Origin of the sequence: Enterobacter sp. UCD-UG_FMILLET, from assembly GCF_000762975.1 — a bacterium.
Taxonomy (GTDB): Bacteria; Pseudomonadota; Gammaproteobacteria; order Enterobacterales; family Enterobacteriaceae; genus Enterobacter; species Enterobacter dykesii.
The window spans coordinates 22805-49059 of the sequence record NZ_JRJC01000045.1 but is presented as its reverse complement, the minus strand read 5'-3'; the positions used below and the strand labels follow the sequence as shown (position 1 = coordinate 49059).

The 26255-nt window shown below is 57.6% G+C and carries 26 protein-coding genes; 12 read left to right on the top strand and 14 right to left on the bottom strand.

The features are described from left to right. Nucleotide 1: 1 nt before the first annotated feature. Nucleotides 2-676: a 6-hydroxyaminopurine reductase gene (gene yiiM, locus LA04_RS20885; RefSeq protein WP_047653004.1), complete on the bottom strand. Its 675-nt coding sequence runs from the start codon at nucleotides 674-676 to the stop codon at nucleotides 2-4. Nucleotides 677-747: 71 nt separating this feature from the next. Beyond that, nucleotides 748-1368, bottom strand: coding sequence for a superoxide dismutase [Mn] (gene sodA / locus LA04_RS20880; protein ID WP_004203668.1), 621 nt, complete (start codon nucleotides 1366-1368; stop codon nucleotides 748-750). Nucleotides 1369-1656: 288 nt separating this feature from the next. Here sodA and rhaT point away from each other — a divergent pair, with 288 nt between their 5' ends. Then, nucleotides 1657-2691: an L-rhamnose/proton symporter RhaT gene (rhaT, locus tag LA04_RS20875; RefSeq protein WP_047653003.1), complete on the top strand. Its 1035-nt coding sequence runs from the start codon at nucleotides 1657-1659 to the stop codon at nucleotides 2689-2691. Here rhaT and rhaR read toward each other — a convergent pair whose 3' ends face one another. Continuing rightward, on the bottom strand, nucleotides 2692-3540 hold the full coding sequence (rhaR, locus tag LA04_RS20870) for an HTH-type transcriptional activator RhaR (RefSeq protein WP_047653002.1): 849 nt from the start codon (nucleotides 3538-3540) through the stop codon (nucleotides 2692-2694). A gap of 73 nt (nucleotides 3541-3613) precedes the next feature. Then, nucleotides 3614-4450: an HTH-type transcriptional activator RhaS gene (rhaS, locus tag LA04_RS20865; protein WP_047653000.1), complete on the bottom strand. Its 837-nt coding sequence runs from the start codon at nucleotides 4448-4450 to the stop codon at nucleotides 3614-3616. 300 nt (nucleotides 4451-4750) lie between these two features. Here rhaS and rhaB point away from each other — a divergent pair, with 300 nt between their 5' ends. From rhaB to rhaM, 5 genes are read left to right on the top strand one after another with little or no spacing between them, the layout of a single operon-like run. Further along, nucleotides 4751-6220 (top strand): rhamnulokinase, encoded by a 1470-nt coding sequence (gene rhaB / locus LA04_RS20855; protein ID WP_047652997.1) that lies wholly within the window; start codon nucleotides 4751-4753, stop codon nucleotides 6218-6220. Further along, nucleotides 6217-7476 carry an L-rhamnose isomerase gene (rhaA, locus tag LA04_RS20850; protein ID WP_047652995.1) on the top strand — a complete coding sequence of 420 codons (1260 nt, stop codon included), beginning with the start codon at nucleotides 6217-6219 and terminating at the stop codon, nucleotides 7474-7476. The genes rhaB and rhaA overlap by 4 nt, the downstream gene beginning before the upstream one ends. Nucleotides 7477-7512: 36 nt before the next feature. After that, the gene (rhaD, locus tag LA04_RS20845; RefSeq protein ID WP_047652993.1) at nucleotides 7513-8343 is read left to right on the top strand and encodes a rhamnulose-1-phosphate aldolase; all 831 of its coding nucleotides are present in this window, start codon (nucleotides 7513-7515) and stop codon (nucleotides 8341-8343) included. Between the two features lie 46 nt (nucleotides 8344-8389). Beyond that, nucleotides 8390-9538 (top strand): lactaldehyde reductase, encoded by a 1149-nt coding sequence (fucO, locus tag LA04_RS20840; protein WP_047652992.1) that lies wholly within the window; start codon nucleotides 8390-8392, stop codon nucleotides 9536-9538. Beyond that, the gene (gene rhaM / locus LA04_RS20835; RefSeq protein WP_047652989.1) at nucleotides 9535-9849 is read left to right on the top strand and encodes an L-rhamnose mutarotase; all 315 of its coding nucleotides are present in this window, start codon (nucleotides 9535-9537) and stop codon (nucleotides 9847-9849) included. The genes fucO and rhaM overlap by 4 nt, the downstream gene beginning before the upstream one ends. Here the strand turns inward: rhaM and LA04_RS20830 are convergent. The 4 genes from LA04_RS20830 to LA04_RS20815 all read right to left on the bottom strand — a co-directional run bounded on the left by LA04_RS20830 (nucleotide 9837) and on the right by LA04_RS20815 (nucleotide 14948). After that, nucleotides 9837-11114 (bottom strand): MFS transporter, encoded by a 1278-nt coding sequence (locus LA04_RS20830; RefSeq protein WP_023309741.1) that lies wholly within the window; start codon nucleotides 11112-11114, stop codon nucleotides 9837-9839. The two genes, rhaM and LA04_RS20830, sit on opposite strands and share 13 nt — an antisense overlap. A gap of 44 nt (nucleotides 11115-11158) precedes the next feature. Further along, complete coding sequence (locus LA04_RS20825; RefSeq protein ID WP_047652987.1) at nucleotides 11159-13282, bottom strand: alpha-galactosidase; 2124 nt, start codon at nucleotides 13280-13282, stop codon at nucleotides 11159-11161. 104 nt (nucleotides 13283-13386) lie between these two features. Next, nucleotides 13387-14382: a LacI family DNA-binding transcriptional regulator gene (locus tag LA04_RS20820; protein WP_047652986.1), complete on the bottom strand. Its 996-nt coding sequence runs from the start codon at nucleotides 14380-14382 to the stop codon at nucleotides 13387-13389. Between the two features lie 17 nt (nucleotides 14383-14399). Further along, a complete protein-coding gene (locus tag LA04_RS20815) occupies nucleotides 14400-14948 on the bottom strand; it encodes a helix-turn-helix domain-containing protein (protein WP_023309744.1) in 549 nt (182 codons plus the stop codon). A gap of 102 nt (nucleotides 14949-15050) precedes the next feature. Between LA04_RS20815 and LA04_RS20810 the strand changes: the two genes are divergently transcribed. Together LA04_RS20810 and LA04_RS20805 are read left to right on the top strand one after the other, a co-directional pair. After that, nucleotides 15051-15710: an AzlC family ABC transporter permease gene (locus LA04_RS20810; RefSeq protein ID WP_023309745.1), complete on the top strand. Its 660-nt coding sequence runs from the start codon at nucleotides 15051-15053 to the stop codon at nucleotides 15708-15710. After that, nucleotides 15710-16033, top strand: a complete 324-nt coding sequence (locus LA04_RS20805) for an AzlD domain-containing protein (RefSeq protein ID WP_033146957.1) — start codon at nucleotides 15710-15712, stop codon at nucleotides 16031-16033. The genes LA04_RS20810 and LA04_RS20805 overlap by 1 nt, the downstream gene beginning before the upstream one ends. Nucleotides 16034-16072: 39 nt before the next feature. Here LA04_RS20805 and LA04_RS20800 read toward each other — a convergent pair whose 3' ends face one another. Then, entirely contained in the window at nucleotides 16073-16285 is a 213-nt protein-coding gene (locus tag LA04_RS20800) for a DUF1471 domain-containing protein (RefSeq protein ID WP_023309747.1), read from the bottom strand. Nucleotides 16286-16399: 114 nt separating this feature from the next. Then, nucleotides 16400-17236 (bottom strand): formate dehydrogenase accessory sulfurtransferase FdhD, encoded by an 837-nt coding sequence (gene fdhD / locus LA04_RS20795; RefSeq protein ID WP_047652985.1) that lies wholly within the window; start codon nucleotides 17234-17236, stop codon nucleotides 16400-16402. A gap of 372 nt (nucleotides 17237-17608) precedes the next feature. Between fdhD and fdnG the strand changes: the two genes are divergently transcribed. From fdnG to fdhE, 4 genes are read left to right on the top strand one after another with little or no spacing between them, the layout of a single operon-like run. After that, nucleotides 17609-20659, top strand: a complete 3051-nt coding sequence (fdnG, locus tag LA04_RS20785) for a formate dehydrogenase-N subunit alpha (protein ID WP_152594385.1) — start codon at nucleotides 17609-17611, stop codon at nucleotides 20657-20659. Nucleotides 20660-20671: 12 nt separating this feature from the next. Further along, nucleotides 20672-21574 (top strand): formate dehydrogenase subunit beta, encoded by a 903-nt coding sequence (gene fdxH / locus LA04_RS20780; protein WP_047652983.1) that lies wholly within the window; start codon nucleotides 20672-20674, stop codon nucleotides 21572-21574. Further along, nucleotides 21571-22206 (top strand): formate dehydrogenase cytochrome b556 subunit, encoded by a 636-nt coding sequence (gene fdoI / locus LA04_RS20775; RefSeq protein ID WP_008501832.1) that lies wholly within the window; start codon nucleotides 21571-21573, stop codon nucleotides 22204-22206. Before fdxH ends, fdoI begins: the two co-directional genes overlap by 4 nt. Beyond that, nucleotides 22203-23132, top strand: coding sequence for a formate dehydrogenase accessory protein FdhE (gene fdhE / locus LA04_RS20770; protein WP_010436850.1), 930 nt, complete (start codon nucleotides 22203-22205; stop codon nucleotides 23130-23132). Before fdoI ends, fdhE begins: the two co-directional genes overlap by 4 nt. A gap of 182 nt (nucleotides 23133-23314) precedes the next feature. Here fdhE and fabY read toward each other — a convergent pair whose 3' ends face one another. From fabY to yihX, 4 genes are read right to left on the bottom strand one after another with little or no spacing between them, the layout of a single operon-like run. Continuing rightward, nucleotides 23315-24256, bottom strand: coding sequence for a fatty acid biosynthesis protein FabY (fabY, locus tag LA04_RS20765; RefSeq protein ID WP_047652982.1), 942 nt, complete (start codon nucleotides 24254-24256; stop codon nucleotides 23315-23317). A gap of 44 nt (nucleotides 24257-24300) precedes the next feature. Further along, nucleotides 24301-24738: a D-aminoacyl-tRNA deacylase gene (dtd, locus tag LA04_RS20760; RefSeq protein WP_008501836.1), complete on the bottom strand. Its 438-nt coding sequence runs from the start codon at nucleotides 24736-24738 to the stop codon at nucleotides 24301-24303. Continuing rightward, the gene (locus tag LA04_RS20755) at nucleotides 24735-25616 is read right to left on the bottom strand and encodes a virulence factor BrkB family protein (RefSeq protein WP_047652981.1); all 882 of its coding nucleotides are present in this window, start codon (nucleotides 25614-25616) and stop codon (nucleotides 24735-24737) included. Before LA04_RS20755 ends, dtd begins: the two co-directional genes overlap by 4 nt. Then, complete coding sequence (gene yihX / locus LA04_RS20750) at nucleotides 25610-26209, bottom strand: glucose-1-phosphatase (RefSeq protein WP_047652980.1); 600 nt, start codon at nucleotides 26207-26209, stop codon at nucleotides 25610-25612. Before yihX ends, LA04_RS20755 begins: the two co-directional genes overlap by 7 nt. Nucleotides 26210-26255: the final 46 nt, after the last annotated feature.

Here is a 26255-nt window from a genome sequence, read left to right as displayed (position 1 = left end):
ACTATTTCCCCCACAATCTCCGCGAATTATCCTCGATCTTATTGCTTAAACGCCGCTTCTGCATCGTTCTTGTCCAGCTGGTTGATAGCCCCGCCGCCGACAGCAGGCGGTGATACTGCTCGTCGTCAAACGGCATATGCCAGGCAATGGCGCAGGCGTCATAAACAGACACATCGCTCAGGCGCGACGCCAGCGCAAGCGGTGCGTCCGCTGAAACCTGCCCAGCCAGCACCACGCGATACAGCCAGCCGGTTTTACCCGCTTTTTGCAGCTGGGCCGACATATCCTGAATACCGAAGTGGTAGTTGAGCTTAAAGCACGGCGAGCGTGGCTGCGTCACCTGAATCAGGGCATCGCCCCAGCGGTAGATATCACCTATAAACACGTTCTTTTCGGTGAGCCCTTCGGTGGAAAGATTTTCGCCAAACGCGGGGGCGACGAAGAGATCCGCCTGCTCGGGAAACTCGGTTTTCCAGTGCTGATAGTGTTCACGCGGGTAGTGGCACAGCGCGCGCTCGGGCCCGCCGTGGATTTTCTTTTCGGCCTGCTCGTCACCCGCAAGCCCGAGGTCGGTTAACGTCAGCTCACCGTCGACCTGAATTTTGGCGATGGCACTCGGGCGGCTGCCGTCGTACTCCCTTACCTTGCCTGTAAACACGTTCACCGGATAATGCATTGCTGCCTCCATTACGCAGATACAAAAAAAGCGAGTCATAAGACTCGCTTCTCACAGGCGTCAATGCAACCTTATTTTTTAGCGGCGAAACGCGCTGCTGCTTCGTCCCAGTTCACCACGTCCCAGAACGCTTTGATGTAGTCCGGGCGACGGTTCTGGAATTTCAGGTAGTAAGCGTGTTCCCACACGTCCAGACCCAGGATTGGGAAGCCGGATGCGCCAGAAATTGCTTCACCCATCAGCGGGGAGTCCTGGTTAGCAGTAGACACTACCGCCAGCTTGTCGCCTTTCAGAACCAGCCACGCCCAGCCAGAGCCGAAACGGGTTGCAGCGGCTTTTTCGAATTCCGCTTTGAAGTTGTCAACGGAGCCGAAGTCGCGCTCGATAGCCGCTTTCAGGTCGCCCTGCAGGGTGGTACCGGTCTTCAGGCCTTTCCAGAACAGGCTGTGGTTAGCGTGGCCGCCAGCGTTGTTACGCAGAACGGTTTTCTTGTCCGCTGGCAGCTGGTCCAGCTTGGTGATCAGCTCTTCAGCAGACAGGTTAGCGAACTCTGGCAGGCTTTCCAGCGCGGCGTTCGCGTTGTTCACATAGGTCTGGTGGTGTTTAGTGTGATGGATTTCCATCGTCTGCTTGTCGAAATGCGGTTCCAGTGCGTCGTAGGCATACGGCAGGGATGGCAGTGTATAACTCATAATCCTCTCCATTATTGTCGGGCGGCACAGCTGTTAATGCCGCGTAAGCAGTTGGTTCATTATAGTTAATTAAATGATATTGAAAATGATTATCAATGCCGTAGTTTTTATAAGGTTATTTGTTTTTTGCCTTATCACAAAATTGTGAGTCTGCTCACCCGGTTAACGTGCTGATTGCCATCCAAAACAAAATTGCGGCAACCGTCTGAAGGTTCCTGAACTGCTTAATTTTTACACTCATCAAGCCGGGGGGAAGCCACCGGCTATAAAAATGATGAGGACGTAAAAATGAATCATGCGATTACGATGGGTATCTTCTGGCATTTGATAGGCGCGGCCAGCGCAGCCTGTTTCTATGCCCCGTTTAAAAAGGTGAAAGGGTGGTCGTGGGAAACCATGTGGTCAGTTGGCGGTACCGTGTCCTGGCTGATTTTGCCGTGGACCATTAGCGCCATTCTGCTTCCGGATTTCTGGGGCTACTTTACTTCCTTCAGTGCCTCCACCCTGCTGCCAGTGTTTCTGTTCGGTGCGATGTGGGGCATCGGCAACATCAATTACGGCCTGACCATGCGCTACCTCGGGATGTCGATGGGTATTGGTATCGCAATTGGCATTACGCTCATCGTCGGCACGCTGATGACGCCCATTCTTAACGGCAATGTCGACGTGTTGCTCAACACCAAAGGCGGGCAAATGACGCTGCTTGGCGTGCTTGTCGCGGTGATAGGCGTGGGTATCGTCACCCGCGCGGGACAGTTGAAAGAGCGCAAGATGGGCATCAAAGCCGAAGACTTTAACCTGAAGAAGGGGCTGCTGCTGGCAGTGATGTGCGGCATCTTCTCGGCGGGCATGTCGTTCGCCATGAACGCCGCAAAACCCATGCACGAAGCGGCCGCCGCGCTGGGCGTCGACCCGCTGTACGTGGCGCTGCCAAGCTACGTGGTGATCATGGGCGGCGGCGCGTTGGTAAACCTCGGCTTCTGCTTCATTCGTCTGGCAAAAGTGAAGGATTTGTCGGTAAAAGCCGATTTCTCACTGGCAAAATCCTTAATCATCACCAATGTGCTGCTGTCGATGCTGGGCGGCCTCATGTGGTATCTGCAGTTCTTTTTCTACGCCTGGGGCCACGCCAGCATTCCACCGCAGTACGATTACATAAGCTGGATGCTGCACATGAGCTTCTACGTGCTGTGTGGCGGACTGGTTGGGCTGGTACTGAAGGAGTGGAATAACGCCGGGCGTCGTCCGGTGGGCGTGCTGAGCCTGGGCTGCGTGGTGATTATTATCGCGGCCAATATCGTGGGCCTCGGCATGGCAAACTGATTACGCTGCCTTTCGACTGCGATGACGCCACTGAACCGGCGTCATCCCCACCTCGCGGTTAAACACCACCGAAAAGTAATTACTGTCCTCAAATCCGCTGCGCATCGCCACTTCACTGACCATCAGCTCGGTATGCTGCAACAGGTACTGGGCGTGGCAGATGCGCAGCTGGCGCAGGTAGTGGTTCACCGTCATCCCCGTCTGGGTGCGGAACTGCTGGCGCAGCGCGCGCTCGCTGCACTGCTCCTGATCGCAAAACTTTTCCAGCACGAAACTTTTGTTCAGGCTGCCCGCAAGCCGGGCAATCAGCTTGTCCAGCAGTGCTTCCTGGACGGTTGCGGAGGGGTTATCGGTCGCGTAACGATGACGTTTGAGGGTCATCACCAGCTGGGCGAACAGCAGTTCCGCCATCGGATTTGCCACGGGATCGTGCTTCTGACTCTCCTGCTCCAGCTGGGCGATCGTCTGGCGCACCTGAGCCATGCCGTTGCTGCTTAAGCGCCAGTGGGGTTCGCCTCTGGCATTGAGAAAACCGGGGATATGGGCCGGCCAGTCGACATTCAGTTTAAGCCTGTCCGGGCAGTAGATAACGTTCTGCAACACCAGATCGTTAACCGAGGCGTAAGCGTGTTTGTCTTCGGCGCGGATGTAAAACAGATCGCCACGCGTGATGCGGTAGGGCCGGTCGTTGAGGATGTGTAAGCCGTTGCCGCGCCATACCAGCACCAGCTCGCAAAACTCGTGGGTATGCTCGGCAAAGACATTTTGCGGGTAGCGGTCGGCCACCGCGACGGCCTGACTCGCGGAGGCAAAAAAATCATCTTTGCGAAGAATTAACTGAGCGGCCACACCACCACCTCTACGGTGAATAACCGGATATTATTAGCCTTTTTGCGGCAAAAAAACGGTGATTGCATTCGCGTTACTGGAGTGAAGCATCCTTTCCCTGACGGATATCGCGCGGCGACCAGCTAAATTCCCGGCGAAACAGCGTTGAAAAGTGATTGCTGTCGCCAAAACCACAGCAGTAGGCAATATCCGTGACGCTTTCGTCGGTGTGACGTAAAAGATGACGCGCTTTGATCAGGCGCAGACGATTAAGGTAGCGCTGCGGCGTCAGCCCGGTGTGCTGCTTAAGCTGGCGATGCAGGGTGCGCAGGGACAGTGAAAAATCATCCGCCAGCGTCTCCCAGCAGACATCCTCGGTGAAATGATCTTCCAGCCAGGCCATCAGATGGTTCAGGCGCGCGTCGTTGTTTCCCAGCCCTTCCACAAGGCTGCTGCGACGCAGCAGCACCAGCAGTTGCATAAACAGCAGCTCGCGGGAGGCAATAGCATACGTCTCCTGCCCGCCCTCGCTCTGCTCCAGTTGATTCACCAGCTGGCGCACCTGCTGCAACGTGGACTGATTGACCCGCCAGTGAGACGGGTAGTGTCCATCCTGCTCCTGGGGCAGTAGCTTGTTCAACCCCGACAGAAACTGGAACGCGTCCGGCGAACGATAGAGCACGTTGGTCAGGCACAGGTTGTCGGTATGTTCATACAAATGCCTGTCGTGATCGCGCACGAAGCACACCATACCGCCGCTGATGGTGTAGGGCTGGCCGTTGAAGACATGAATACCCGTTCCATGCTCGACAATCACAATTTCATGAAAATCATGATGATGTTCAGGAAACGCAGCCTGCGGGAGCCGGGGCTCTATCGCAACCGGAGACGTTCCCGACGGGAAAAAATCGACGCTGTGCAATACGGTCATAACGGCCCCCACCAATGAGGAAAGTTCTCGAATAGTAATTAAGGCCTTCCGCACTCACCTTAAATTTTTGACAGCAAACGGCGCAAAAGCCGTCAGTTTTTCAAGAAACAGACGGAAAAATCGGGAAATGCGGTCAGCGTCACATTGCCCGAAAACCCTGCCATAACAGGAAATTGTGAACTTCCTCACGATCATCTTTGCTTTCTTGCCAGCGCGAGATTCGTGCTGTCAGTGACGAGAAGGTGGTCTTTTCGTCCCTTTTTTACACTCAGCACCAATGACTTAAGAAGGGACCTGACCATGACTTTTCGCCATTGTGTGGCTGTCGATTTAGGCGCATCCAGCGGCCGCGTAATGCTCGCCACCTGGGACTGCGATCGGCGCACGCTTACGCTTCGCGAAATGCACCGTTTCGCCAACTGCCTGCAAAAACAGGACGGTTTTGATACCTGGGATATTGATGCCCTGGAAGCGGAGATCCGCACCGGGCTGAACAACGTCTGCAATGACGGCATTCGCATCGACAGCATCGGCATCGATACCTGGGGCGTGGACTACGTTCTGCTCGACAGCCGCGGCGAACGCGTCGGCCTGCCCGTCTCGTATCGCGACAGTCGCACCGACGGGCTGATGGCACACGCCATCGCACAGCTTGGCATGGACAACATCTATGGCCGCAGCGGTATTCAGTTTCTGCCGTTTAACACGCTGTATCAGCTGCGCGCGCTGGTTGAGCAGCAGCCGGAGCTGGTCAAAAAGGTGACGCACGCGTTACTCATTCCGGACTACTTAAGCTATCGGCTGACCGGCAACATGAACTGGGAATACACCAACGCCACCACCACGCAGATGGTCAACATCAACACCGATAGCTGGGATGAAACCCTGCTGACCTGGACGGGCGCCTCGCCCTCCTGGTTCGGCACGCCAACGCACCCCGGAAATGTGATAGGTCGGTGGATTTGCCCGCAGGGGAATGAAATCCCCGTCGTTGCCGTCGCCAGTCACGATACCGCCAGCGCAGTAATTGCATCCCCGCTGGCCAGTAGAGACGCGGCCTACCTCTCGTCCGGCACCTGGTCGCTGATGGGTTTTGAGAGCAAAACGCCGTACACCAGCGACGCCGCAATGGCGGCGAACATCACTAACGAAGGCGGTGCCGAAGGGCGCTACCGCGTTCTGAAGAACATCATGGGCCTGTGGCTGCTTCAGCGCGTGCTGAAAGAGCAAAACGTTAACGACCTGCCCGCGCTTATCGCAGAAACCGAAAAGCTGAAGGCCTGTACGTTCCTGATTAACCCGAACGACGACCGCTTTATTAACCCGGTGCATATGAGCGCCGAAATCCAGTCTGCCTGTTTCGAAGCCGGGCAGCCGGTGCCTTCCCGTCCTGCCGAGCTGGCGCGCTGTATTTTTGACAGCCTCGCCCTTCTCTACGCGGATGTACTGAGCGAGCTGGTCGACCTGCGAGGAGCACCGTTCAGCCAGTTGCATATTGTTGGCGGAGGCTGCCAGAACCAGCTGCTGAACCAGCTCTGCGCCGATGCCTGCGGCATCACCGTGGTGGCGGGTCCGGTGGAGGCTTCGACGCTCGGCAACATCGGTATTCAGCTGATGACCCTGGACGAACTTTCTGATGTCGATGAATTCCGTTCGGTGGTCACCGCGAATACCTGCCTGACCACCTTCACCCCCAATCCCTGCCATGAAATAGCCCGCTACCGGGCGCAGTTTCAGCAAAAACGACTGACTAAGGAGCTTTGCGCATGACCACTCAATTAGAACAAGCCTGGGAGCTGGCTAAACAGCGTTTCGCCGCGGTCGGCGTGGATGTCGAAACGGCGCTGCGCCAGCTCGACCGTCTGCCCGTCTCTATGCACTGCTGGCAGGGTGATGACGTCGCCGGCTTCGAGAACCCGGGCGGTTCTCTGACGGGGGGTATTCAGGCGACGGGAAACTATCCGGGCAAAGCGCGCAACGCCACCGAGCTGCGTGCAGACCTGGCGCTGGCGCTGAGCCAGATCCCGGGGCCAAAACGCCTGAACCTGCATGCGATTTATCTGGAGTCCGACGCACCGGTAGCGCGTAACGAGATCAAACCGGAACACTTTACAAACTGGGTGGAGTGGGCGAAAACCAACAAGCTTGGTCTGGACTTTAACCCGTCCTGCTTCTCGCACCCGCTGAGCGCCGACGGTTTTACCCTCGCGCACGCGGACGACGACATCCGCCAGTTCTGGATCGACCACGTGAAGGCCAGCCGCCGCGTTTCGGCGTATTTCGGCGAGCAGCTCGGCACGCCGTCAGTAATGAACATCTGGATCCCGGACGGCATGAAAGACATCACCGTCGACCGCCTGGCCCCGCGTCAGCGCCTGCTGGCCGCGCTGGATGAGGCCATCAGCGAGAAGCTGGACCCGGCGCACCACATCGACGCCGTGGAGAGCAAGCTGTTCGGCATTGGCGCCGAAAGCTACACCGTCGGCTCGAACGAGTTCTACATGGGGTACGCCACCAGCCGCCAGACCGCGCTGTGCCTGGATGCCGGTCACTTCCATCCGACCGAGGCGATCTCCGACAAAATCTCCGCTGCCATGCTCTACGTGCCGCGCCTGCTGCTGCACGTCAGCCGCCCGGTGCGCTGGGACAGCGACCACGTGGTGCTGCTGGATGACGAAACCCAGGCGATTGCCAGCGAAATTATCCGTCATGACCTGTTCGACCGCGTGCACATTGGCCTCGACTTCTTCGATGCCTCCATCAACCGCATCGCGGCGTGGGTTATTGGCACCCGCAATATGAAGAAAGCCCTGCTGCGCGCGCTGCTGGAGCCAACCGCAGTGCTGAAAAAGCTGGAAGAAAACGGCGACTACACCGCGCGCCTGGCGCTGCTGGAAGAGCAGAAATCCCTACCGTGGCAGGCCGTTTGGGAGATGTACTGCCAGCGTAACGACGCTCCGGCAGGCAGCCAGTGGCTGGAAAACGTGCGCGCGTACGAGAACAACGTGTTGAGCAAGCGCGGGTAATTTTGCCCTCACCGCGATAACTGGAAAATAAAGACTATGCAGACTATCACCCACTCCTGGTTCGTCCAGGGCATGATCAAAGCCACTTCCGACGCCTGGCTGAAAGGCTGGGACGAGCGCAACGGCGGCAACCTGACGCTGCGTCTGGACGACGCGGATATCGCGCCTTACACCGGGGATTTTCACCAGAAGCCACGCTATATTGCACTGAGCCAGCCCTTGCCGCTGCTGGCCAACACGCCGTTTATCGTCACCGGTTCCGGCAAGTTCTTCCGCAACGTTCAGCTTGATCCACAGGCCAACCTCGGCGTGGTGAAAGTGGATAGCGACGGTGCGGGCTACCACATTCTGTGGGGCCTGACCGATGAGGCGGTACCCACGTCTGAACTGCCGGCGCACTTTCTCTCCCACTGCGAGCGCATCAGGGCGACTAACGGCAAAGATCGCGCGATCATGCACTGCCACGCCACCAACCTGATCGCCCTGACCTACGTGCTGGAAAACAGCGCCGATTTCATCACCCGCAAGCTGTGGGAAGGCAGCACCGAGTGTCTGGTGGTGTTCCCGGATGGCGTGGGCATTCTGCCGTGGATGGTGCCGGGTACCGACGAAATTGGCCAGGCAACCGCCAGAGATATGCAAAAACATTCGCTGGTGCTGTGGCCGTTCCACGGCGTGTTCGGCAGCGGTCCGACGCTGGATGAAACTTTCGGCCTGATCGACACCGCCGAGAAATCGGCTGAAGTGCTGGTGAAGGTTTATTCCATGGGAGGAATGAAGCAGACCATTACCCGCGAAGAGCTTATTGCGCTCGGCAAGCGCTTCGGCGTGACCCCGCTACGGTCAGCGCTGGAAATCTATGCATAAACCCTCGCTGACCGGACGGTACGGGCGATAGTTAAGGAGAATTATCATGAGCTTTATGTTGGCACTTCCAAAAATCAGCCTTCACGGCGCCGGCGCTATTGGCGATATGGTTAACCTGGTGGCGAACAAGCAGTGGGGAAAAGCGCTGATTGTCACCGACGGCCAGCTGGTAAAGCTGGGCCTGCTCGACAGCCTTTTTGCCGCTCTTGACGCCCATCAGATGTCGTATCACCTGTTCGACGAGGTGTTCCCGAACCCGACGGAAGCGCTGGTGCAAAAAGGATTTGCGGCATACCGGGACGCGGAGTGTGATTACGTGATCGCCTTCGGCGGCGGCAGCCCGATTGATACCGCCAAGGCGATTAAAATCCTCACCGCCAACCCCGGACCGTCCACCGATTATTCCGGCGTCGGCAAGGTAAAAAACGCGGGCGTGCCGCTGGTGGCGATCAACACCACCGCAGGCACGGCGGCGGAGATGACCAGCAACGCGGTAATCATCGACTCCGCGCGCCAGGTGAAAGAGGTGATCATCGATCCGAATATCATTCCGGATATCGCCGTGGACGATGCCAGCGTCATGCTGGATATTCCGGCCTCCGTGACCGCCGCAACGGGGATGGACGCGTTAACCCACGCCATAGAAGCCTACGTGTCCGTTGGCGCGCACCCGCTGACCGATGCCAACGCGCTGGAGGCAATCCGCCTGATCAACCTCTGGCTGCCGGAAGCGGTCGAAGACGGTCATAATCTTGAGGCGCGCGAGCAGATGGCGTTTGGTCAGTATCTGGCGGGCATGGCGTTTAACAGTGCGGGTCTCGGCCTTGTGCATGCCCTGGCGCACCAGCCGGGCGCGACGCACAACCTGCCGCACGGCGTGTGCAACGCCATCCTGCTGCCGATCGTTGAAAGCTTCAACCGCCCGAACGCAGTTGCCCGCTTCGCCCGCGTGGCGCAGGCGATGGGCATCGATACTCGCGGCATGAGCGTTGAAGCCGCCAGCATGTCCGCCATTCAGGCGATTCGCGACCTGAGCGCACGCGTCGGCATCCCTTCCGGCTTCAGCCAGCTCGGCGTGACCAAAGCCGATATTGAAGGCTGGCTGGATAAAGCTCTCGCCGACCCGTGCGCGCCATGCAATCCGCGCACCGCCAGCCGCAACGAGGTTCGCGAGCTGTATCTGGAGGCATTATGATCCGTAAAGCCTTTGTTATGCAGGTTAACCCGGACGCGCATAAGGAGTACGCGCGTCGCCACAACCCCATCTGGCCCGAGCTGGAAGCGGTACTGAAAGACCACGGTGCGCACCGCTACGCCATCTATCTCGACAGAGAACGCAGCCTGCTCTTTGCCACCGTGGAGATTGATTCGGAGGAGCGCTGGAACGCGGTCGCGAGTACTGACGTCTGCCAGCGCTGGTGGAAACACATGCGTGATGTAATGCCGTCGAACCCGGACAACAGCCCGGTGAGTACCGGGCTGGAAGAGGTGTTTTACCTGGACTGACCGGTTAACGCTGCCGCACCCGCGGCAGCGGCTATCTCCTGCCTGCTGCTCAGCGTAAACGCCGACACTACCGTAATCGCCAGCACGAAACAGCCCAGCATCAGATACGTCTCCTGGAAGCCGATCCGGTCATACATATTCCCGGCAAAAGCGGAGAGGAAAATGGCCGCCGACTGCTTGGCGAACTGGAAGCCGATCAGATAGATAGTCGCTGACAGTCGGGTATCAAACACCCCGGTGATGTACTTGAATGCCCCCACCAGCAGGAACGGCACCTCCAGCGCGTGCAGCATCTTCAGGGCAATCACCTCCACGGCTGTGGTGGCGAACGATGAGCCGATAATGCGCGTCGCCATAATCACCCCAGCGATCAGCAGCGTATTTTTCGCGCCGATGCGGTTAATGATCCACGGCGAACAAAACATGATGATCGCGTTGCAGATTTCCCCCGCCGTGGTAGCGAAACCAAAGGCGCGAGTACCTTCCTGCGGCGTGGCGAAGAACGTTTTGAAGAAAGTGGCAAACTGCTGGTCAAATACGTCGTAGACGCAGGCTACGCCAATCACGTACAGAATAAACATCCACATCCTGCGCTGACGGAACAGGCTAAAGACCGTTTTCGCAGTGATCTGCGGCTGGTTGGCACCCAGCGCATTCATCACCTGCGCCGTCTGGTTGGGTTTTGGCTTCGCGACCACCAGCAACAGCATCAACAGCAGCGCCGCCGCAGACCCCATCCAGAAAACATATGACGGATCGATGCCAAACAGGATCCCGCCCGTGGAGGCGCATAGCCCCCAGCCGAGGCAGCCAAACATGCGCGCCTTACCGTATTCAAAGAAACTGTTACGGCTCACGCGTTCAATGTAGGCCTCAATTGCCCCCGAGCCCGCCGAAAAGACAAAGCCGATATACAGGCCACCGCTCAGCGCGCCCAGCCAGATGTTGGCTTTCAGCAACGGCGCAAAGACGTAGAGGAAGAAAGGGGCAAACAGGAACAGCAGCACGGAGATGATCCACAGCAGGTGTTTTTTCAGCCCCAGCTTGTCCGAGATCACGCCAAGCACCGGCTGGAAGGCGATAGCCGACAGCGAGATGCAGGAGAAGACAATCCCGGTATGGGTTTTATTCAGGCCGATGATGTCCGAAAGCCAAATCGGCAGGAACGGAAAGCAGGTGGCCATGATGAAGAAGTAGAGAAAGAAGAACAGCCCAAAGATCCAGAAGTTAGGGTTGTCTTTGTGGGTACAGGTTGTTGTGTTCATTATTTTTATCCTCAACGGAGGGCCGGCTGCCCGGCCCGTCACCCTTACACGCGTTCAACGCCAATCAGAATGGCGGTTTCCGGATCCAGAATCGGCAGCGCAATGCCCGCCTGCATCAGCCACTCGCCGCTCACCGTTTGCGGCGTTTCCATCCATGCCGGTAGCTTGCGCATGGTGTGCCCTCCCTCGCCCGTAATCTGAATATTCGGGTGATCGAGCAGCGTGACGCGGTACCGCGCGCTGGCCTCCAGCCCCGCCATGCGCAGCGGCATCATCAGGCTGTAGTCCGGCATCGCGAGCTGGCTGACCATAAACAGCCCCTGCGCCTTATCTTCGCTTACAATCCCCTGCGCCAGCGTTGTGACGTCAGGCATATCAATTCGCCACTGGGTGCCGTGATGAATGACATCCCGCCACTGCTTGTGCAGCGCGGCGTAATGGCGATAGCCTTCGCGCTCCTGTTCGTCCACGGTGAGCGGATCCAGCTCCAGCCCCATATGGCCAAACAGGGCCGTTAGCCCGCGGAAGGCGATGCCGTGCTGGCGGAAGGTGGCGTGGCATTTATGATGACCGATATGCGCGCCCATCACCTCCGGCGGGAAGAAGTAGCTCATGCCGCGCTGAATGGTACTGCGCTCCAGCGCGTCGTTGTTGTCGGACGCCCAGAAGCGGTGGCTGCGGGTGAGTACCTCATAATCAATGCGACCGCCGCCGGAGGAGCAGGATTCAAACTCAATATGTGGGAAGCGCTCGCCCAGCACGTCCAGCAGGCGGTAAAACTGACGGGTCTGGGCGTCGGCGGCGGCTTTACCGTTGTGTCCAGGCTGCACCAGCTCGCGGTTCATGTCCCACTTCACGTAGTCGACCGCATGTTCGCCCAGCAGCCAGCTCATGCGCTCCACCAGGTAATCAAAGGCCTCAGGGATGTTGAGATTGAGGACCAGCTGGTGTCGTCCGGTCGCCTGGGGATAGCCCGGCAGCGCCAGTACCCAGTCAGGATGTGCGCGGTACAAATCTGAATCCGGATTGATCATCTCCGGCTCAACCCAGATGCCAAACTCCATGCCGAGCCGTTTGACGTGGTCGATCACCGGCGTCAGGCCATTCGGGTATTTTTTCTCGTCCAGATACCAGTCGCCCAGCGCGGCATGGTCGTCATTGCGGCCTTTGAACCAGCCGTCATCGATGATGAAGCGCTCCACGCCCAGCGCGGCAGCTTCGTCGGCCATGCGCTTGATGTACTCCGGATCGTGGTTAAAGTAGATCCCTTCCCAGGTATTGAGGTGCACCGGGCGCGGTTTGTTTTCCGGGAAGCGGATGATGTTGTCGCGCAGGTAGCGGTGGAACGGCTGGCTCATGCCGTTCAGGCCCTGCGTGGAGTAGCTGGCATACAGGCGCGGCGTCCAGAGCGTATCGCCCTCCTCAACCGCCATTTCACCCGGCAGGTAGAGCGCTTCGGCCTGGAGATAGCGACGACCGTCGGTTTTCGCTTCCGCGCGCAGGCGGTGATTACCGCTCCAGCCCAGATGCACGCCCCAGACGTCGCCCTGCATTTCGCTGAACGACGGCGTACCGGCAATCAGCGCCGGGAAGTGCTCGTGGGAGGTTTTACCCCGACGGTTTTCAATCACGAAGCTGTCATGTTCAAGCTTTACGCGGTGCGGCTGAAACTCCCTGATCCAGCGTCCGTGGAAGGCCATCACCTCCCGCGCGCGCTCGGCCACTGGCAGCGTGACGGCAAAACGGTCCACCTGCCAGGGGATCGCTTTCAGGTTCGTTAAACCGTGACGAACCACCAGCACGCCGCTGGCATCCAGCGCCAGCTCGCTGGTCAGGCGCAAGCCCGCATGCTCATCTTCGGCGGTAATCGTCAGGGTGTTAACGCCCTGCTGCACCTGCGTGGTTTTGAACACCGGGGAACCGTCCAACCCCTGGCGATGCCCCTCAATGCCAGGCGAGCCAAACAGGCCATGCCCCAGCTCGGCCATCAGCGTGACCGGGGAGTCGACGTCAAGCCTGCCGTTGGCAACGGGACGTGCGAGCGTAGCAACATCCTGCTGAGAAAAGTGCTGAAGGTGCGGCCCCCAGTAGAGAATTTCGGCGAACGGATGGGTTTTGATCACCACGTCTACCGTCGTGGTTTCGAGTCGTAAAACGGAATCTTGCATCAGACATCTCCTGTCATCGGGATGATCTGAGTGTTGATCCGAAACGTTTCGGATACAAACCAAAACGTTTCGGTTTTGTGATCGACTTTAGAAAATGGAGAGATTCAGGCCGTCTGGCCGGGAGAGAATTCGGGCTGCCAGAGCACCTGAAGCTGTTCAATATCGTCGCCGTTAATCAGCTGGCGCACCATATCGGCAATCTGTTTCCCGACGCCCTGGCGGGTGGACTGGATCACCGACGCCACGTCAATATCGACGATGCTGTCCTGCGGCAGGCCGTCATAGACCACCAGCGAGACGGCGTTGTCGCCGGATAAACGCCCCAGCTGCGCCAGCGCCATCGCCGCGCCGTCGCCGTGGGTGTTGCAGTCGGTGATGATGGCCGTGGGCGGCTGCGGCAGGGCAAGCAGTTCTTTGGTGGTGGCATACCCGACTCGGCGCGAAGGCGGCATGGCGCGCAGCCATTCGCTGGAAAGCCCGGCTTCCCGCAGGGCGTCCAGATAGCCCTGACGGCGCTGGGTGATAAACGCCTGATTGTTGCTTTCGCCCAGTAGGGCAATGCGCTGATGGCCTTTCCCGATCAGCCAGCGGGTAGCATTGTACGTACCGGCATAGTTGTCGAAGTCGAACCATGCGTACGGCTGCGGCAGCTGGCTGCGCCCAAGCGCCAGAAAGGGGAATCCGGCCGCCTGCAGCTGCTCAAGTCGCGGATCGCGATCCAGCGTGTGGGCCACAATCAGCGCGTCCACGCGGCGGCTTTGCACCATGCGCATATAGCTGTGCTTATCCGCCAGATCGTCGTCGGCGATGAGCAATAAGTCGATCTCATGTCGCGCCAGTTCATGGCTAATTTCGCCGACCATGTCCATAAATACGCTGTTATTGAGCGGAACAGGATGTACGGGAAACACCAGCCCGACGGCGTCAATTTTGCCCATCTTCAGGCGGCGGGCGAAGGTGTTAGGCCGATAGCCGCGTCGCTGGGCTTCCGCTTCAACGCGAGCGCGCGTCTCGTCAGAAACGTCGTCATATCCGTTGAGGGCGCGGCTGACGGTGGTAACAGAGAGCCCCAGTTCTTTGGCAATGGCTTTAAGCGACATGATTTTCCTTATCTTCGTTAGTTTTGTTCCGCCACCAGCAGCGCGTAAGTGTCTGGCTCCAGGGCCTTGAAGATATGCGGCTGGTCGGCGGGATAACAAATGTAATCCCCTGCGCCGAGCTCTTCTGCCGCGTCGAGCAGGCCGACCAGCGCCCGCCCCTGCGTCACAATAATATGCTCAACCGAGCCCGGCGGATGCGGCTGGGAAATACGGTCTGCGCCCGGTTGGGTCATCAGAAGATAGACATCGCGGCGCGCGCCCGGAGGGCATGCCGCCAGCAAAATGGCTTCATAATTAGCCTGTCCGGCAACGACCTTCGTACCTTCACCACGGCGGATCACCTGCGTGGTCGGCAACTGCGGCTCCAGCAAGCGGGCGAAAGGAATATCCAGCGCCACGCACAGCGACCACAGCGTTTCCAGGCTAGGGTTGCCGTTGCCGGACTCCAGTTGGGAAAGGGTGGATTTAGCGATCCCGGCACGGCGGGCAATTTCCGCCAGTGAAAGCCCGGTTCGCAGGCGTTCCCGCACCAGACTTTTTGCGATCAGGCTGATTGGCTGCGTCATATAACGGCCTCTTGTTCTATAAAACGAACGAATCGTTCGGCTTGAAAATCAGTTTCGTTGCGTTCATTATAATGGATACACGTTCGATATGGCTAAAATTGTATGAAGCATCATCTCTCTTGCCTGAAAGGCGACACCATAAAAGCAATCATCCTGGTCTGCCTCGCGGTCGGCGTGGTCGGGATGTCATACGGCTCCCTGGCGATGGCCTACGGTTTCCCGGTCTGGGTACCGTTTGTACTCTCCATCACCGTACTCGCGGGCGCGTCAGAGTTTATGTTTATCGGCATTGTAGCAAGCGGCGGTAACCCGCTGGCGGCCGCGGCGGCGGGATTACTGGTCAACGCGCGGCACGTGCCGTTTGGCGTGACGGTGCGTGAGCTGGTCGGCAAACGTGGTCTGAGCCTGTTGGGCTGCCACATCATGAATGACGAAAGCGTGGTGTTTGGCCTGTCGCAAAAAACGCCCGAACAGCGCAAAGCGGCGTACTGGCTATGTGGTTTAGGCGTGGCGATTGTCTGGCCGCTGGGGGCCCTGCTGGGCGCCATGGTCGGCAAGCTGCTGCCGGACCCGGAGACCATCGGGCTGGATGCAGTATTCCCGGCGATACTGCTGGCATTAGTGGTTCCCGCATTTAAAAACCGCACCACGCTGATCCGCGCCTGCAGCGGTGCCGCGCTGTCACTGGCCGCCGTGCCGTTTGCCCCGGTGGGATTACCGGTGCTGCTTTCCTTACTGGGTCTTGCTGCGAGGAAAAAATAATGGGAAATATGACGTTTTTTATTCTCGGTATCGCCATTTTGTCTGCGGGAACGTATCTGATGCGTCTTGGCGGGGCGAAACTTGGCAGCAGGCTGGCATTGTCAGAACGTTCACAGGCGCTGCTGTCAGATGCGGCAACGGTATTGCTGTTCTCCGTGGCGCTGGCGACCACGTTTTATGAAGGTGACCACTTCGCGGGCATGGCGCGCGTGCTGGGCGTGGCGTTTGCGGTGTTTTTAGCCTGGCGGAAGATGCCGTTAATTGTAGTGATCGTGGCGGCGGCGGTGGTAACCGCGCTGCTGCGCGTGGCGGGCATAAACTAAAAAAGCGCCCCGGGGGCGCTCTTTCGACGGTGTGACAGCTTATTTAGTCAGTTCAGCAGTCATGTGTACGCGGTTACCTGAGAACGCCTGGGTAATTTTGTAAGATGACGCGCCGGCTTCCTGAGCCTGAGCCGCGATTTTAGCTTCTGCGCCATCAATGGTAGAGGCGGTTGCGGTCACGGTCTGTGCAGCGAAAGAACCGAAAGAAGTAGCCAGAGCGATTACAGCGACAAAAGTTTTGATGCTTTTCATAATATAAACCCTTTCATTAAGTTGTTTAGGTAAGGCACCGTGCCTTGATGAGATAAATACTAGACCTCATCTCGAACAACTAAAAGCGGAAGGATTTGCTATTATCATTCAAAATTATTGATCAACTATTAGCCGCTGAGGATGGGTATAAACGGTCGCCCTTCCCGGCTTGCAGAAGCCCACCAGCGTCAGGTTGCAGCGCTCCGCCACCTCAACTGCCAGCGTGGTCGCCGCCGACACCGCGAACAGAATTTCCACACCGCACATCGCGGATTTTTGCACCATCTCATAGCTGGCGCGGCTGGAAACGAGTGCAGCCCCCTGCTTCCACGCGTCACTTTCACGCGCCCGGCGACCGAGCAGCTTATCCAGCGCCACGTGGCGGCCCACGTCCTCGTGTCCCCCGGCAATATCGCCCGACGGCAACACCCATGCCGCCGCGTGCGTGCAGCCGCTCAGCTGACCGATGGGCTGTACATCATTCAGGTGCTCGAGCGCATGGTCGAGGTGAGCCAGATCAAAGGTCTGAGTAAACGGCAGTGGCGCAACGGGTTTACCAATATCATTGAGCTGTTCAACGCCACAGACGCCGCAGCCGGTACGCCCGGCCAGCGCGCGGCGGCGCTCTTTCAGCCCCATAAAGCGCCGGCTGGAGAGTTCGATTTGCACTTCAAGGCCGTTGCAGGCCTGCACCACGTCCATGCCGTAGATCTCCTGCGGATGGTCAATGATGCCTTCCGACAGGGAAAAACCGATGGCGAACAGCTCGAGATCTTTCGGTGAAGCCATCATCACCACGTGCGAGATACCGTTGTAAACGAGCGCGACGGGAACCTCTTCCGCCAGAAAATCCGGTGTGGCATGGGTGATATGGGGTGGTCTGTGTACCGACAGTTCCACAATGCCCGCAGGCAGTGGTGACGAGTGGGGAGCACGGTTTTGTTTAGACACAGCGGTATTCCTGAACAACCACGGAGGTGAGCCTGCTATTGCACCATAAAGTACAGGCTTTACGCATAGTATGGATCAACTTTTCGACAACCATTCTCTTACTCAATTGGGAGGGGTGCAACCTGACACCCGCTACACCGCTTTAACATGCAGAGCTGTTAATGTGATCGATATCACACTTTATAATCAACATGGTGATAATACGTTCACTTTGTATTAACGCCATTGGAACAGGCGTACCGACATTGTGGTATTCTGATGATACCCCTCGTGGAATTGAGGGATTAACGCAAATTTTTTTCCTTTGTGGCCATTCTTCAGCCGCGAAGTCAAAACTACATATGTAAGCAATGTCGAAACAAGGAGTGACCCATGCAGGTCAGCAGAAGGCAGTTCTTTAAGATCTGCGCTGGCGGTATGGCAGGCACCACGGCAGCGGCACTGGGCTTTGCGCCCGGCGTAGCGCTGGCGGAAACGCGGCAGTATAAACTGCTGCGCACCCGTGAAACCCGTAATACCTGTACGTACTGCTCTGTCGGTTGCGGGCTGTTGATGTATAGCCTCGGCGACGGTGCTAAAAACGCCAAAGCGTCTATTTTCCATATCGAAGGCGACCCGGATCATCCGGTCAACCGCGGCGCATTGTGCCCGAAAGGGGCCGGTCTGGTGGACTTCATCCACTCCGAAAGCCGCCTCAAATTCCCTGAATATCGCGCGCCTGGCTCCGACAAATGGCAGCAAATTAGCTGGGAAGAAGCGTTCGACCGCATCGCAAAACACATTAAAGAAGACCGCGATGCCAACTTTGTTGAGAAGAACGCCGATGGCGTCACGGTCAACCGCTGGCTCTCCACCGGGATGCTGTGTGCCTCTGCTTCCAGCAACGAAACCGGTTATTTAACCCAGAAATTTACGCGTGCACTCGGTATGCTCGCGGTCGACAACCAGGCGCGTGTCTGACACGGACCAACGGTAGCAAGTCTTGCTCCAACATTTGGTCGCGGTGCGATGACCAACCACTGGGTCGACATCAAGAACGCCAACCTCATTGTGGTGATGGGCGGTAACGCCGCTGAAGCGCACCCTGTCGGGTTCCGCTGGGCGATGGAAGCCAAAATCCACAACGGTGCGAAACTGATTGTGATCGATCCCCGCTTTACGCGAACTGCGTCAGTGGCGGATTTCTACACCCCTATTCGTTCAGGTACTGACATCACTTTCCTGTCAGGCGTATTGCTGTACCTGATGACCAACGAAAAATATAACCGCGAATACACCGAAGCTTATACCAACGCCAGCCTGATCGTGCGTGAGGATTACCACTTCGAAGATGGCCTGTTCAGCGGTTACGACGCCGAAAAACGCAAATACGACAAAACCAGCTGGAACTACGAGCTGGACGAGAAAGGCTTTGCGAAGCGCGATACCACTCTGCAACACCCGCGCTGCGTGTGGAACCTGCTGAAAGAGCACGTTTCCCGCTACACGCCGGAGGTGGTTGAAAACATCTGCGGTACGCCGAAGGCAGACTTCCTGAAGGTATGCGAGCTTATCGCCGAAACCAGCGCGAAAGATAAAACCGCGTCGTTCCTGTACGCCCTCGGCTGGACGCAGCACTCCATCGGTGCGCAGAACATCCGTACCATGGCGATGGTTCAGCTCCTGCTCGGCAACATGGGGATGGCAGGCGGCGGCGTGAACGCCCTGCGCGGTCACTCCAACATTCAGGGTCTGACCGACCTCGGCCTGCTGTCTCAAAGCCTGCCGGGTTACATGACCCTGCCGAGCGAGAAACAGACCGACCTGCAGACCTACCTGACGGCCAGCACGCCTAAACCGCTGCTCGAAGGCCAGGTAAACTACTGGGGCAACTATCCGAAGTTCTTCGTCTCGATGATGAAAGCCTTCTTCGGGGACAAAGCGACGGCTGAAAACAGCTGGGGCTTTGACTGGCTGCCGAAGTGGGACAAAGGTTACGACGTTCTGCAGTATTTCGAGATGATGCACCAGGGCAAAGTGAACGGCTATATGTGCCAGGGCTTTAACCCGGTGGCCTCGTTCCCGAACAAGAACAAAGTTGTTGAGTCTCTGTCGAAGCTGAAGTTCCTGGTGACGATTGACCCGCTCAATACCGAGACCTCGACCTTCTGGCAGAACCACGGTGAATCGAACGACGTCGATCCGTCGAAGATTCAGACCGAAGTGTTCCGTCTGCCGTCGACCTGCTTCGCGGAAGAGAACGGTTCTATCGTCAACTCCGGACGCTGGCTGCAGTGGCACTGGAAAGGCGCTGACGCCCCGGGCATCGCCATGAACGACGGCGAGATCCTGGCCGGCATCTTCTTACGCCTGCGTAAGATGTATGCGGAAGAAGGCGGCGCGAACCCTGAGCCGGTGCTGAACATGACCTGGAACTACTCGACGCCGGAAAATCCAGCGCCGGAAGAAGTGGCGATGGAGAGCAACGGTAAGGCGCTGGCGGACGTTATCGATCCGGCTACCGGTACCGTGCTGGCGAAGAAAGGCGATCAGCTCAGCACCTTCGCACACCTGCGCGATGACGGCACTACCTCCAGCGGCTGCTGGATCTTTGCCGGTAGCTGGACGCCGAAAGGCAACCAGATGGCCAACCGCGATAACGCCGACCCGTCGGGCCTGGGCAATACGCTGGGCTGGGCATGGGCATGGCCGCTCAACCGCCGCATCCTCTATAACCGCGCATCCGCTGACCCGCAGGGCAACCCGTGGGATCCGAAGCGTCAGCTTCTGAAGTGGGACGGCGCGAAATGGGGCGGCGTGGATATTCCGGACTACAGCACTGCCGCACCGGGCAGCGACGTTGGGCCGTTTATCATGCAGCCTGAAGGGATGGGGCGTCTGTTTGCTATCGATAAGATGGCGGAAGGTCCGTTCCCGGAACACTACGAGCCGTTTGAGACGCCGCTGGGTACCAACCCGCTGCACCCGAACGTGGTCTCTAACCCGGCAGCCCGTATCTTCAAGGGCGATTTTGAAGCGCTGGGTAAAAAGGACAAGTTCCCGTACGTGGGCACCACCTACCGTCTGACCGAGCACTTCCACTACTGGACCAAGCACGCGCTGCTTAACGCCATCGCGCAGCCGGAACAGTTTGTGGAGATCGGCGAGAAGCTGGCGGGCAAGCTCGGCATTGCCCATGGCGATACCGTGAAGGTCTCCTCTAACCGTGGCTATATCAAGGCCAAGGCGGTGGTGACCAAGCGTATTCGCACGCTGAACGTTCACGGTCAGCAGGTGGATACCATCGGTATTCCGATCCACTGGGGCTATGAGGGCGTGGCGAAGAAAGGGTTCATTGCGAATACCCTGACGCCGTTCGTCGGTGATGCGAACACGCAGACGCCGGAGTTTAAGGCCTTCCTCGTGAACGTGGAAAAGGTGTAACGGAGACGACTTATGGCTTATCAATCTCAAGACATTATCCGTCGTTCCGCGACTAACGGTTTCACGCCCGCGCCTCAGGCGCGGGACCACCAGCAGGAAGTGGCGAAGCTTATCGACGTGACCACCTGTATCGGCTGTAAAGCCTGCCAGGTGGCCTGTTCTGAGTGGAACGACCTGCGTGACGAAGTGGGTCACAACGTCGGGGTGTACGACAACCCGGCGGACCTGACCGCCAAGTCCTGGACGGTGATGCGTTTCTCGGAAGTTGAGCAGAACGACAAGCTGGAATGGCTTATCCGCAAAGATGGCTGTATGCACTGTGCGGATCCTGGCTGCCTGAAGGCATGTCCGTCAGAAGGGGCTATCATTCAGTATGCCAACGGCATCGTCGACTTCCAGTCCGAACAGTGCATCGGCTGCGGCTACTGCATCGCGGGCTGCCCGTTCGACGTACCGCGCCTGAACCCGGAAGACAACCGCGTCTACAAATGCACGCTGTGCGTTGACCGCGTCACCGTCGGCCAGGAGCCAGCGTGCGTGAAGACCTGCCCAACCGGCGCAATCCACTTTGGCTCCAAAGAGGATATGAAAGCGCTGGCAGCAGAGCGCGTGGGCGAGCTGAAAACCCGTGGTTACGACAACGCGGGCCTGTACGATCCGGCCGGGGTTGGCGGTACGCACGTGATGTACGTGCTGCACCACGCCGACAAGCCGAATCTGTATCACGGTCTGCCGGAGAACCCGGAAATCAGCGCCACCGTGAAGTTCTGGAAAGGTATCTGGAAACCGCTGGCAGCGGTCGGTTTTGCTGCCACCTTCGCAGCGAGCATCTTCCACTACGTCGGCGTCGGTCCGAACCGCGCGGAAGAGGAAGACGACAACCTGCATGAAGAGAAAGACGAGGTGCGCAAATGAGAAAACGTGACACCATCGTGCGCTACACCGCGCCGGAACGCATCAACCACTGGGTCACCGCCTTCTGCTTCATGCTGGCGGCGATAAGCGGGCTGGGGTTCTTCTTCCCGTCCTTCAACTGGCTGATGCAGATCATGGGGACACCACAGCTGGCGCGCATCCTGCACCCGTTTGTGGGCGTCATCATGTTCGCGTCGTTCATCATCATGTTTTTCCGCTACTGGCACCATAACCTAATCAATCGGGATGATATCTTTTGGGCGAAGAATATTCGTAAGATCGTCGTCAACGAGGAAGTGGGTGATACCGGGCGTTATAACTTCGGCCAGAAATGCGTATTCTGGGCGGCGATTATCTTCCTGGTCCTGTTGCTGGTGAGCGGCGTGATCATCTGGCGTCCGTACTTTGCGCCTGCTTTCTCAATCCCGGTGATCCGATTCGCGCTGATGCTGCATTCATTTGCCGCAGTGGCGTTAATTGTGGTTATCATGGTGCATATCTACGCCGCCCTTTGGGTGAAAGGCACCATTACCGCGATGGTGGAAGGATGGGTAACCAGCACGTGGGCGAAGAAACATCACCCGCGCTGGTACCGTGAAGTCCGCCAGAAACAGGAAAAGTCATCTGAATGAGTATTCGCATAATCCCGCAAGATGAGCTGGGGTCGAGCGAGAAACGCACGGCGGATTATATTCCGCCGTTGTTATTCCCCAGACTCAAGAACCTCTACAACCGCCGCGCAGAGCGTCTGCGCGAGCTGGCAGAGAACAACCCGCTGGGCGATTTTCTGCGCTTTGCCGCACTGGTTGCCCACGCGCAGGAAGTGGTGCTGTACGACCACCCGCTGCAAATGGATCTGACCGCGCGCATCAAAGAAGCCAACGCGCAGGGCAAGCCGCCGCTGGACATTCACGTCCTGCCGCGCGACAAGCACTGGCAAAAGCTGCTGCATTCGCTCATTGCAGAGCTGAAGCCAGAGATGAGCGGCACCGCGCTGGCGGTCATTGAGAATCTGGAAAAAGCCTCTGACCTGGAACTGGAAGAGATGGCGAGCGCGCTGTTTGCCTCCGACTTCTCGCTGGTGAGCAGCGATAAAGCGCCGTTTATCTGGGCTGCGCTGTCGCTCTACTGGGCGCAAATGGCAAGCCTGATCCCCGGCAAAGCCCGCGCCGAATACGGCGAGGCGCGCCAGTTCTGCCCGGTCTGCGGCTCCATGCCGGTCTCCAGCATGGTGCAAATCGGCACGACTCAGGGGCTGCGCTACCTGCACTGCAACCTGTGTGAAACCGAGTGGCACGTGGTGCGCATCAAGTGCAGCAACTGCGAGCAGACCCGCGATCTGAACTACTGGTCGCTGGAAAATGAAGAAGCGGCAGTGAAAGCCGAAAGCTGCGGCGACTGCGGCACTTACCTGAAGATTCTGTATCAGGAAAAAGACCCGAAAGTCGAAGCCGTGGCAGACGATCTCGCCTCGCTGATTCTGGACGCGAAGATGGAGCAGGAGGGCTTTGCCCGCAGCTCGATCAACCCGTTCCTGTTCCCGGGTGAAGGGGAGTAATCTCCTGTGAGAGTGCCGGGCGGCGCAAGCTTGCCCGGCCTACAGCTGGTAAGGTGAAACGACCCGGCAATGCCCGAAAAGTCTTTCGTATTGCGTGAGATCAACGGGCAACTTCTGCTCTGAGCGGTAGCCAGAATTTAGAAAATGCCGGGCGATTTTGCGAGCCGCTTTCCAGACGACCGCTACTCCTCCTCGTTTCCGCCCTCTTCGTACGCACCGTACGGCTTTGCAGGCAGAACGATATAGGTGCCTTCAAACACCGCGCCCGCCGTTTCATCGCCAAACAGCTCAACCTGCATCTGTACGCGCGCTTTGCGGCCTCGCGCCAGACGGTCAAGATCGCCACCCAGTGCACCGAGATCGGCCACCGCGCTCGGCTTGCCGCTGATGGGGGCGCTGTAGCGAATATGTGCATCAGCAAGAATAATGGTGCCGCCCAGGTGACGCTCGCGCAGCATGAGCCAGATCAGCCCCCAGCCAGTGAGCGTAGCCAGTGAGAACAGGCTGCCTGCAAACAGGGTGTGATGTGGATTTTGGTTGCCGGTTTCCGGCATGGTGGTAATGAATTTCTGCCCGGTGTACTGCTGAATGCGCACGCCCATTTTTTCACTGAGCGGAATGTGCTCATACCACGCCTGCTGCAGCTGACCGCACCAGTCCGCACGATGCAGAATGTCATCCAGCGTGGCAATGGGTTTAATCATCAAAAAGTGGCGAATCGGCGTGGTCTGCGGGGCGGTAATTTCGCCCTGGTTAACAAAACCGAGCTTGGCAAAGAACTCGACGGCGTCTTCACGGGCGCTACAGGTGACGCGCTTAACGCCTTCCTGACGGGCGACGGACTCCAGCGTCATCGCCATCAGGGTGCCGAGCCCTTTATCCTGCACTGACGGGTGAACCGCCATAAAGCGAATAGAGGCTTCATTGTCGGCATTGATATACAGTCGCCCAACGGCGACGAGGTTACCCTCTTCATCCACCACCATTTGATGGTGCGCCATCGCGTCCCAAGCGTCGCGTTCAGACCCTTTTGGCTGATGTAATGGCTTGCGCAGCATTTCCCAGCGGAAATGGTAGTAGACCTCTAACTCTTCTTCCGTTTGCGGTACTCGAAGGTGATACATAGCTGTACTCTCTCTGGTTACCCGCGGCCACGCCGCCAGTTGGCTCATACCTGGAGCCAGAATGTAACGGGGCCATCGTTCACCAGCGATACCTGCATATCTGCAGCGAATCGTCCGGTTTGCGTATTCATTTCCTGCTGGCGACAACGCTCAACAAAGTACTCGTAAAGTGCTTCTGCACGATCCGGTGCGGCGCCTTTGGAGAAGCTCGGACGCATGCCGCGCTCGGTATCCGCAGCCAGCGTAAACTGGGAAACCACCAGCACGCTGCCACCCGCCTGCTGGACGTTCAGGTTCATCTTACCTTCCGCATCGCTGAAAATACGGTAGCCCAGCACGCGCTCACACAAGCGGTTGGCTTTTTGTTCGTCATCATCCTTTTCGACACCCAACAAAACTAAAAGTCCTGGGCCAATTTCACCCGTCACCTCTCCCTCCACGGTGACGCTGGCACGGGTTACGCGCTGTATCAATGCAATCATGGTTGGTCTGCTTCTTGTTGTTTTTCAGCTTCTGCTGCTTTTTTGAGTTCGCGGTATACGCCGAGAGTGACAGTTATTTCCGCACCAAGCAAGACGATACACCAGGTCCAGTAGACCCAGACAAACAAAATGGGGATCACCGCCAGCACGCCGTAAATCAGCTGATAGGACGGAAACATGGTGATGTAGAGGGCAAACCCTTTTTTACCGAGCTCAAAAAGCAACGCCGCCACCAGCGCCCCCACAACCGCATCACGGTTAGGCACGCGCGTGGTCGGCACCACGCTATAGAGCAGCCAGAACGAGAGCCACGATAAAATGAGCGGGAAGATGCGCAGAACGTTATCAATCACGCTGTTTAAGTCACTCGCCCAGCGCAGAGAAAGAAGATAGGAACTGATCGCCAGGCTCGCCCCCGCCAGCAGTGGACCGAGGGTCAAAATCATCCAGTACACGGCAAAGGAGTAAACCTTAGGACGGATTTTTTTGCTTCGCCAGATGGTGTTGAGGGCACTGTCGATGGAATACATCAAAAGCAGCGCCGTGACGATGAGGCCGCAGGCACCCACTGCCGTCATCTTGCTGGAGTTGGCGACAAACTGCTCAATGTAGTTCTGTATGACGTCGCCGGTTGCAGGAATGAAATTCGCGAAGACAAAATGGCGAAGCTGCAGGCTGACGTCCGCAAACATCGGAAAGGCGGAAAACAGGGCAAAGATGACCGCCACCAGCGGTACCAATGAGAGCAACGACACGTAGGCGAGGTTACCCGCCAGCGTGGTCATATTGTCCTCATCAATCCGGTGCCAGAGCAGTTTCAGCCAGGCCCGCAGCGGACGAGTATGATGCGTGGCTTTTTGATGAACGGTTTTTAGCATAGCTGCTTCGCAAAGTAATCAGGTATCGTCTCTTTTCCGGTCACCAGAATTGAAGTAATACCCAACTGGTTAGCTCCCTCTATATTATCGGCGTTGTCGTCGAAAAAGACCGCATCGGCCGCAGTGAATCCTTCTGACTGCAGAACAGCCTGATAAATTCGCGCTTCAGGCTTACGCATCCCCATCTCCTGCGAGAGGTAGATCTTGTCGGCCACCGCCTTAACTTCAGGGTATTCTTCAGGCCAGAATGTGGTGTGCAGACGGTTGGTATTTGATAGCACAACGACCCGATGGCCCTGCTCGCGCAGTTTGTGCATGATGTCGATCACCTCAGGGCGAACCGCCACAAATACCGCCTGCCAGCCGTGGGAAAACTGTTCATAGCTTAACGAAAGCCCCATCTCCTGGCAGAAACGTTCAGCAAACTCTTCATCGCTGATTTCGCCGCGTTCATGCTGGTGGAAAGTCTCGCCCATCGCGAAATTCTGCTTTAAGGTCGCCAGCGGCACGCGGCTAAAATCGCTCCATGCACCCAACACGCGATTAAAATCGATATCGACGATGACGTTTCCTAAATCAAAGATATAAAGCATGTTTATCTCCTGCTCGCCGTGGAGAGGTAACTGTAGCGGGAAAGAT

Coding starts and splice junctions, on each gene's coding strand:
- yiiM (WP_047653004.1), bottom strand. CDS start 676: ATGCATTATCCGGTGAACGTGTTTACAGGCAAGGTAAGGGAGTACGAC.
- sodA (WP_004203668.1), bottom strand. CDS start 1,368: ATGAGTTATACACTGCCATCCCTGCCGTATGCCTACGACGCACTGGAA.
- rhaT (WP_047653003.1), top strand. CDS start 1,657: ATGAATCATGCGATTACGATGGGTATCTTCTGGCATTTGATAGGCGCG.
- rhaS (WP_047653000.1), bottom strand. CDS start 4,450: ATGACCGTATTGCACAGCGTCGATTTTTTCCCGTCGGGAACGTCTCCG.
- rhaB (WP_047652997.1), top strand. CDS start 4,751: ATGACTTTTCGCCATTGTGTGGCTGTCGATTTAGGCGCATCCAGCGGC.
- rhaA (WP_047652995.1), top strand. CDS start 6,217: ATGACCACTCAATTAGAACAAGCCTGGGAGCTGGCTAAACAGCGTTTC.
- rhaD (WP_047652993.1), top strand. CDS start 7,513: ATGCAGACTATCACCCACTCCTGGTTCGTCCAGGGCATGATCAAAGCC.
- fucO (WP_047652992.1), top strand. CDS start 8,390: ATGAGCTTTATGTTGGCACTTCCAAAAATCAGCCTTCACGGCGCCGGC.
- rhaM (WP_047652989.1), top strand. CDS start 9,535: ATGATCCGTAAAGCCTTTGTTATGCAGGTTAACCCGGACGCGCATAAG.
- LA04_RS20830 (WP_023309741.1), bottom strand. CDS start 11,114: ATGAACACAACAACCTGTACCCACAAAGACAACCCTAACTTCTGGATC.
- LA04_RS20825 (WP_047652987.1), bottom strand. CDS start 13,282: ATGCAAGATTCCGTTTTACGACTCGAAACCACGACGGTAGACGTGGTG.
- LA04_RS20820 (WP_047652986.1), bottom strand. CDS start 14,382: ATGTCGCTTAAAGCCATTGCCAAAGAACTGGGGCTCTCTGTTACCACC.
- LA04_RS20815 (WP_023309744.1), bottom strand. CDS start 14,948: ATGACGCAGCCAATCAGCCTGATCGCAAAAAGTCTGGTGCGGGAACGC.
- LA04_RS20810 (WP_023309745.1), top strand. CDS start 15,051: ATGAAGCATCATCTCTCTTGCCTGAAAGGCGACACCATAAAAGCAATC.
- LA04_RS20805 (WP_033146957.1), top strand. CDS start 15,710: ATGGGAAATATGACGTTTTTTATTCTCGGTATCGCCATTTTGTCTGCG.
- LA04_RS20800 (WP_023309747.1), bottom strand. CDS start 16,285: ATGAAAAGCATCAAAACTTTTGTCGCTGTAATCGCTCTGGCTACTTCT.
- fdxH (WP_047652983.1), top strand. CDS start 20,672: ATGGCTTATCAATCTCAAGACATTATCCGTCGTTCCGCGACTAACGGT.
- fdoI (WP_008501832.1), top strand. CDS start 21,571: ATGAGAAAACGTGACACCATCGTGCGCTACACCGCGCCGGAACGCATC.
- fdhE (WP_010436850.1), top strand. CDS start 22,203: ATGAGTATTCGCATAATCCCGCAAGATGAGCTGGGGTCGAGCGAGAAA.
- fabY (WP_047652982.1), bottom strand. CDS start 24,256: ATGTATCACCTTCGAGTACCGCAAACGGAAGAAGAGTTAGAGGTCTAC.
- dtd (WP_008501836.1), bottom strand. CDS start 24,738: ATGATTGCATTGATACAGCGCGTAACCCGTGCCAGCGTCACCGTGGAG.
- LA04_RS20755 (WP_047652981.1), bottom strand. CDS start 25,616: ATGCTAAAAACCGTTCATCAAAAAGCCACGCATCATACTCGTCCGCTG.
- yihX (WP_047652980.1), bottom strand. CDS start 26,209: ATGCTTTATATCTTTGATTTAGGAAACGTCATCGTCGATATCGATTTT.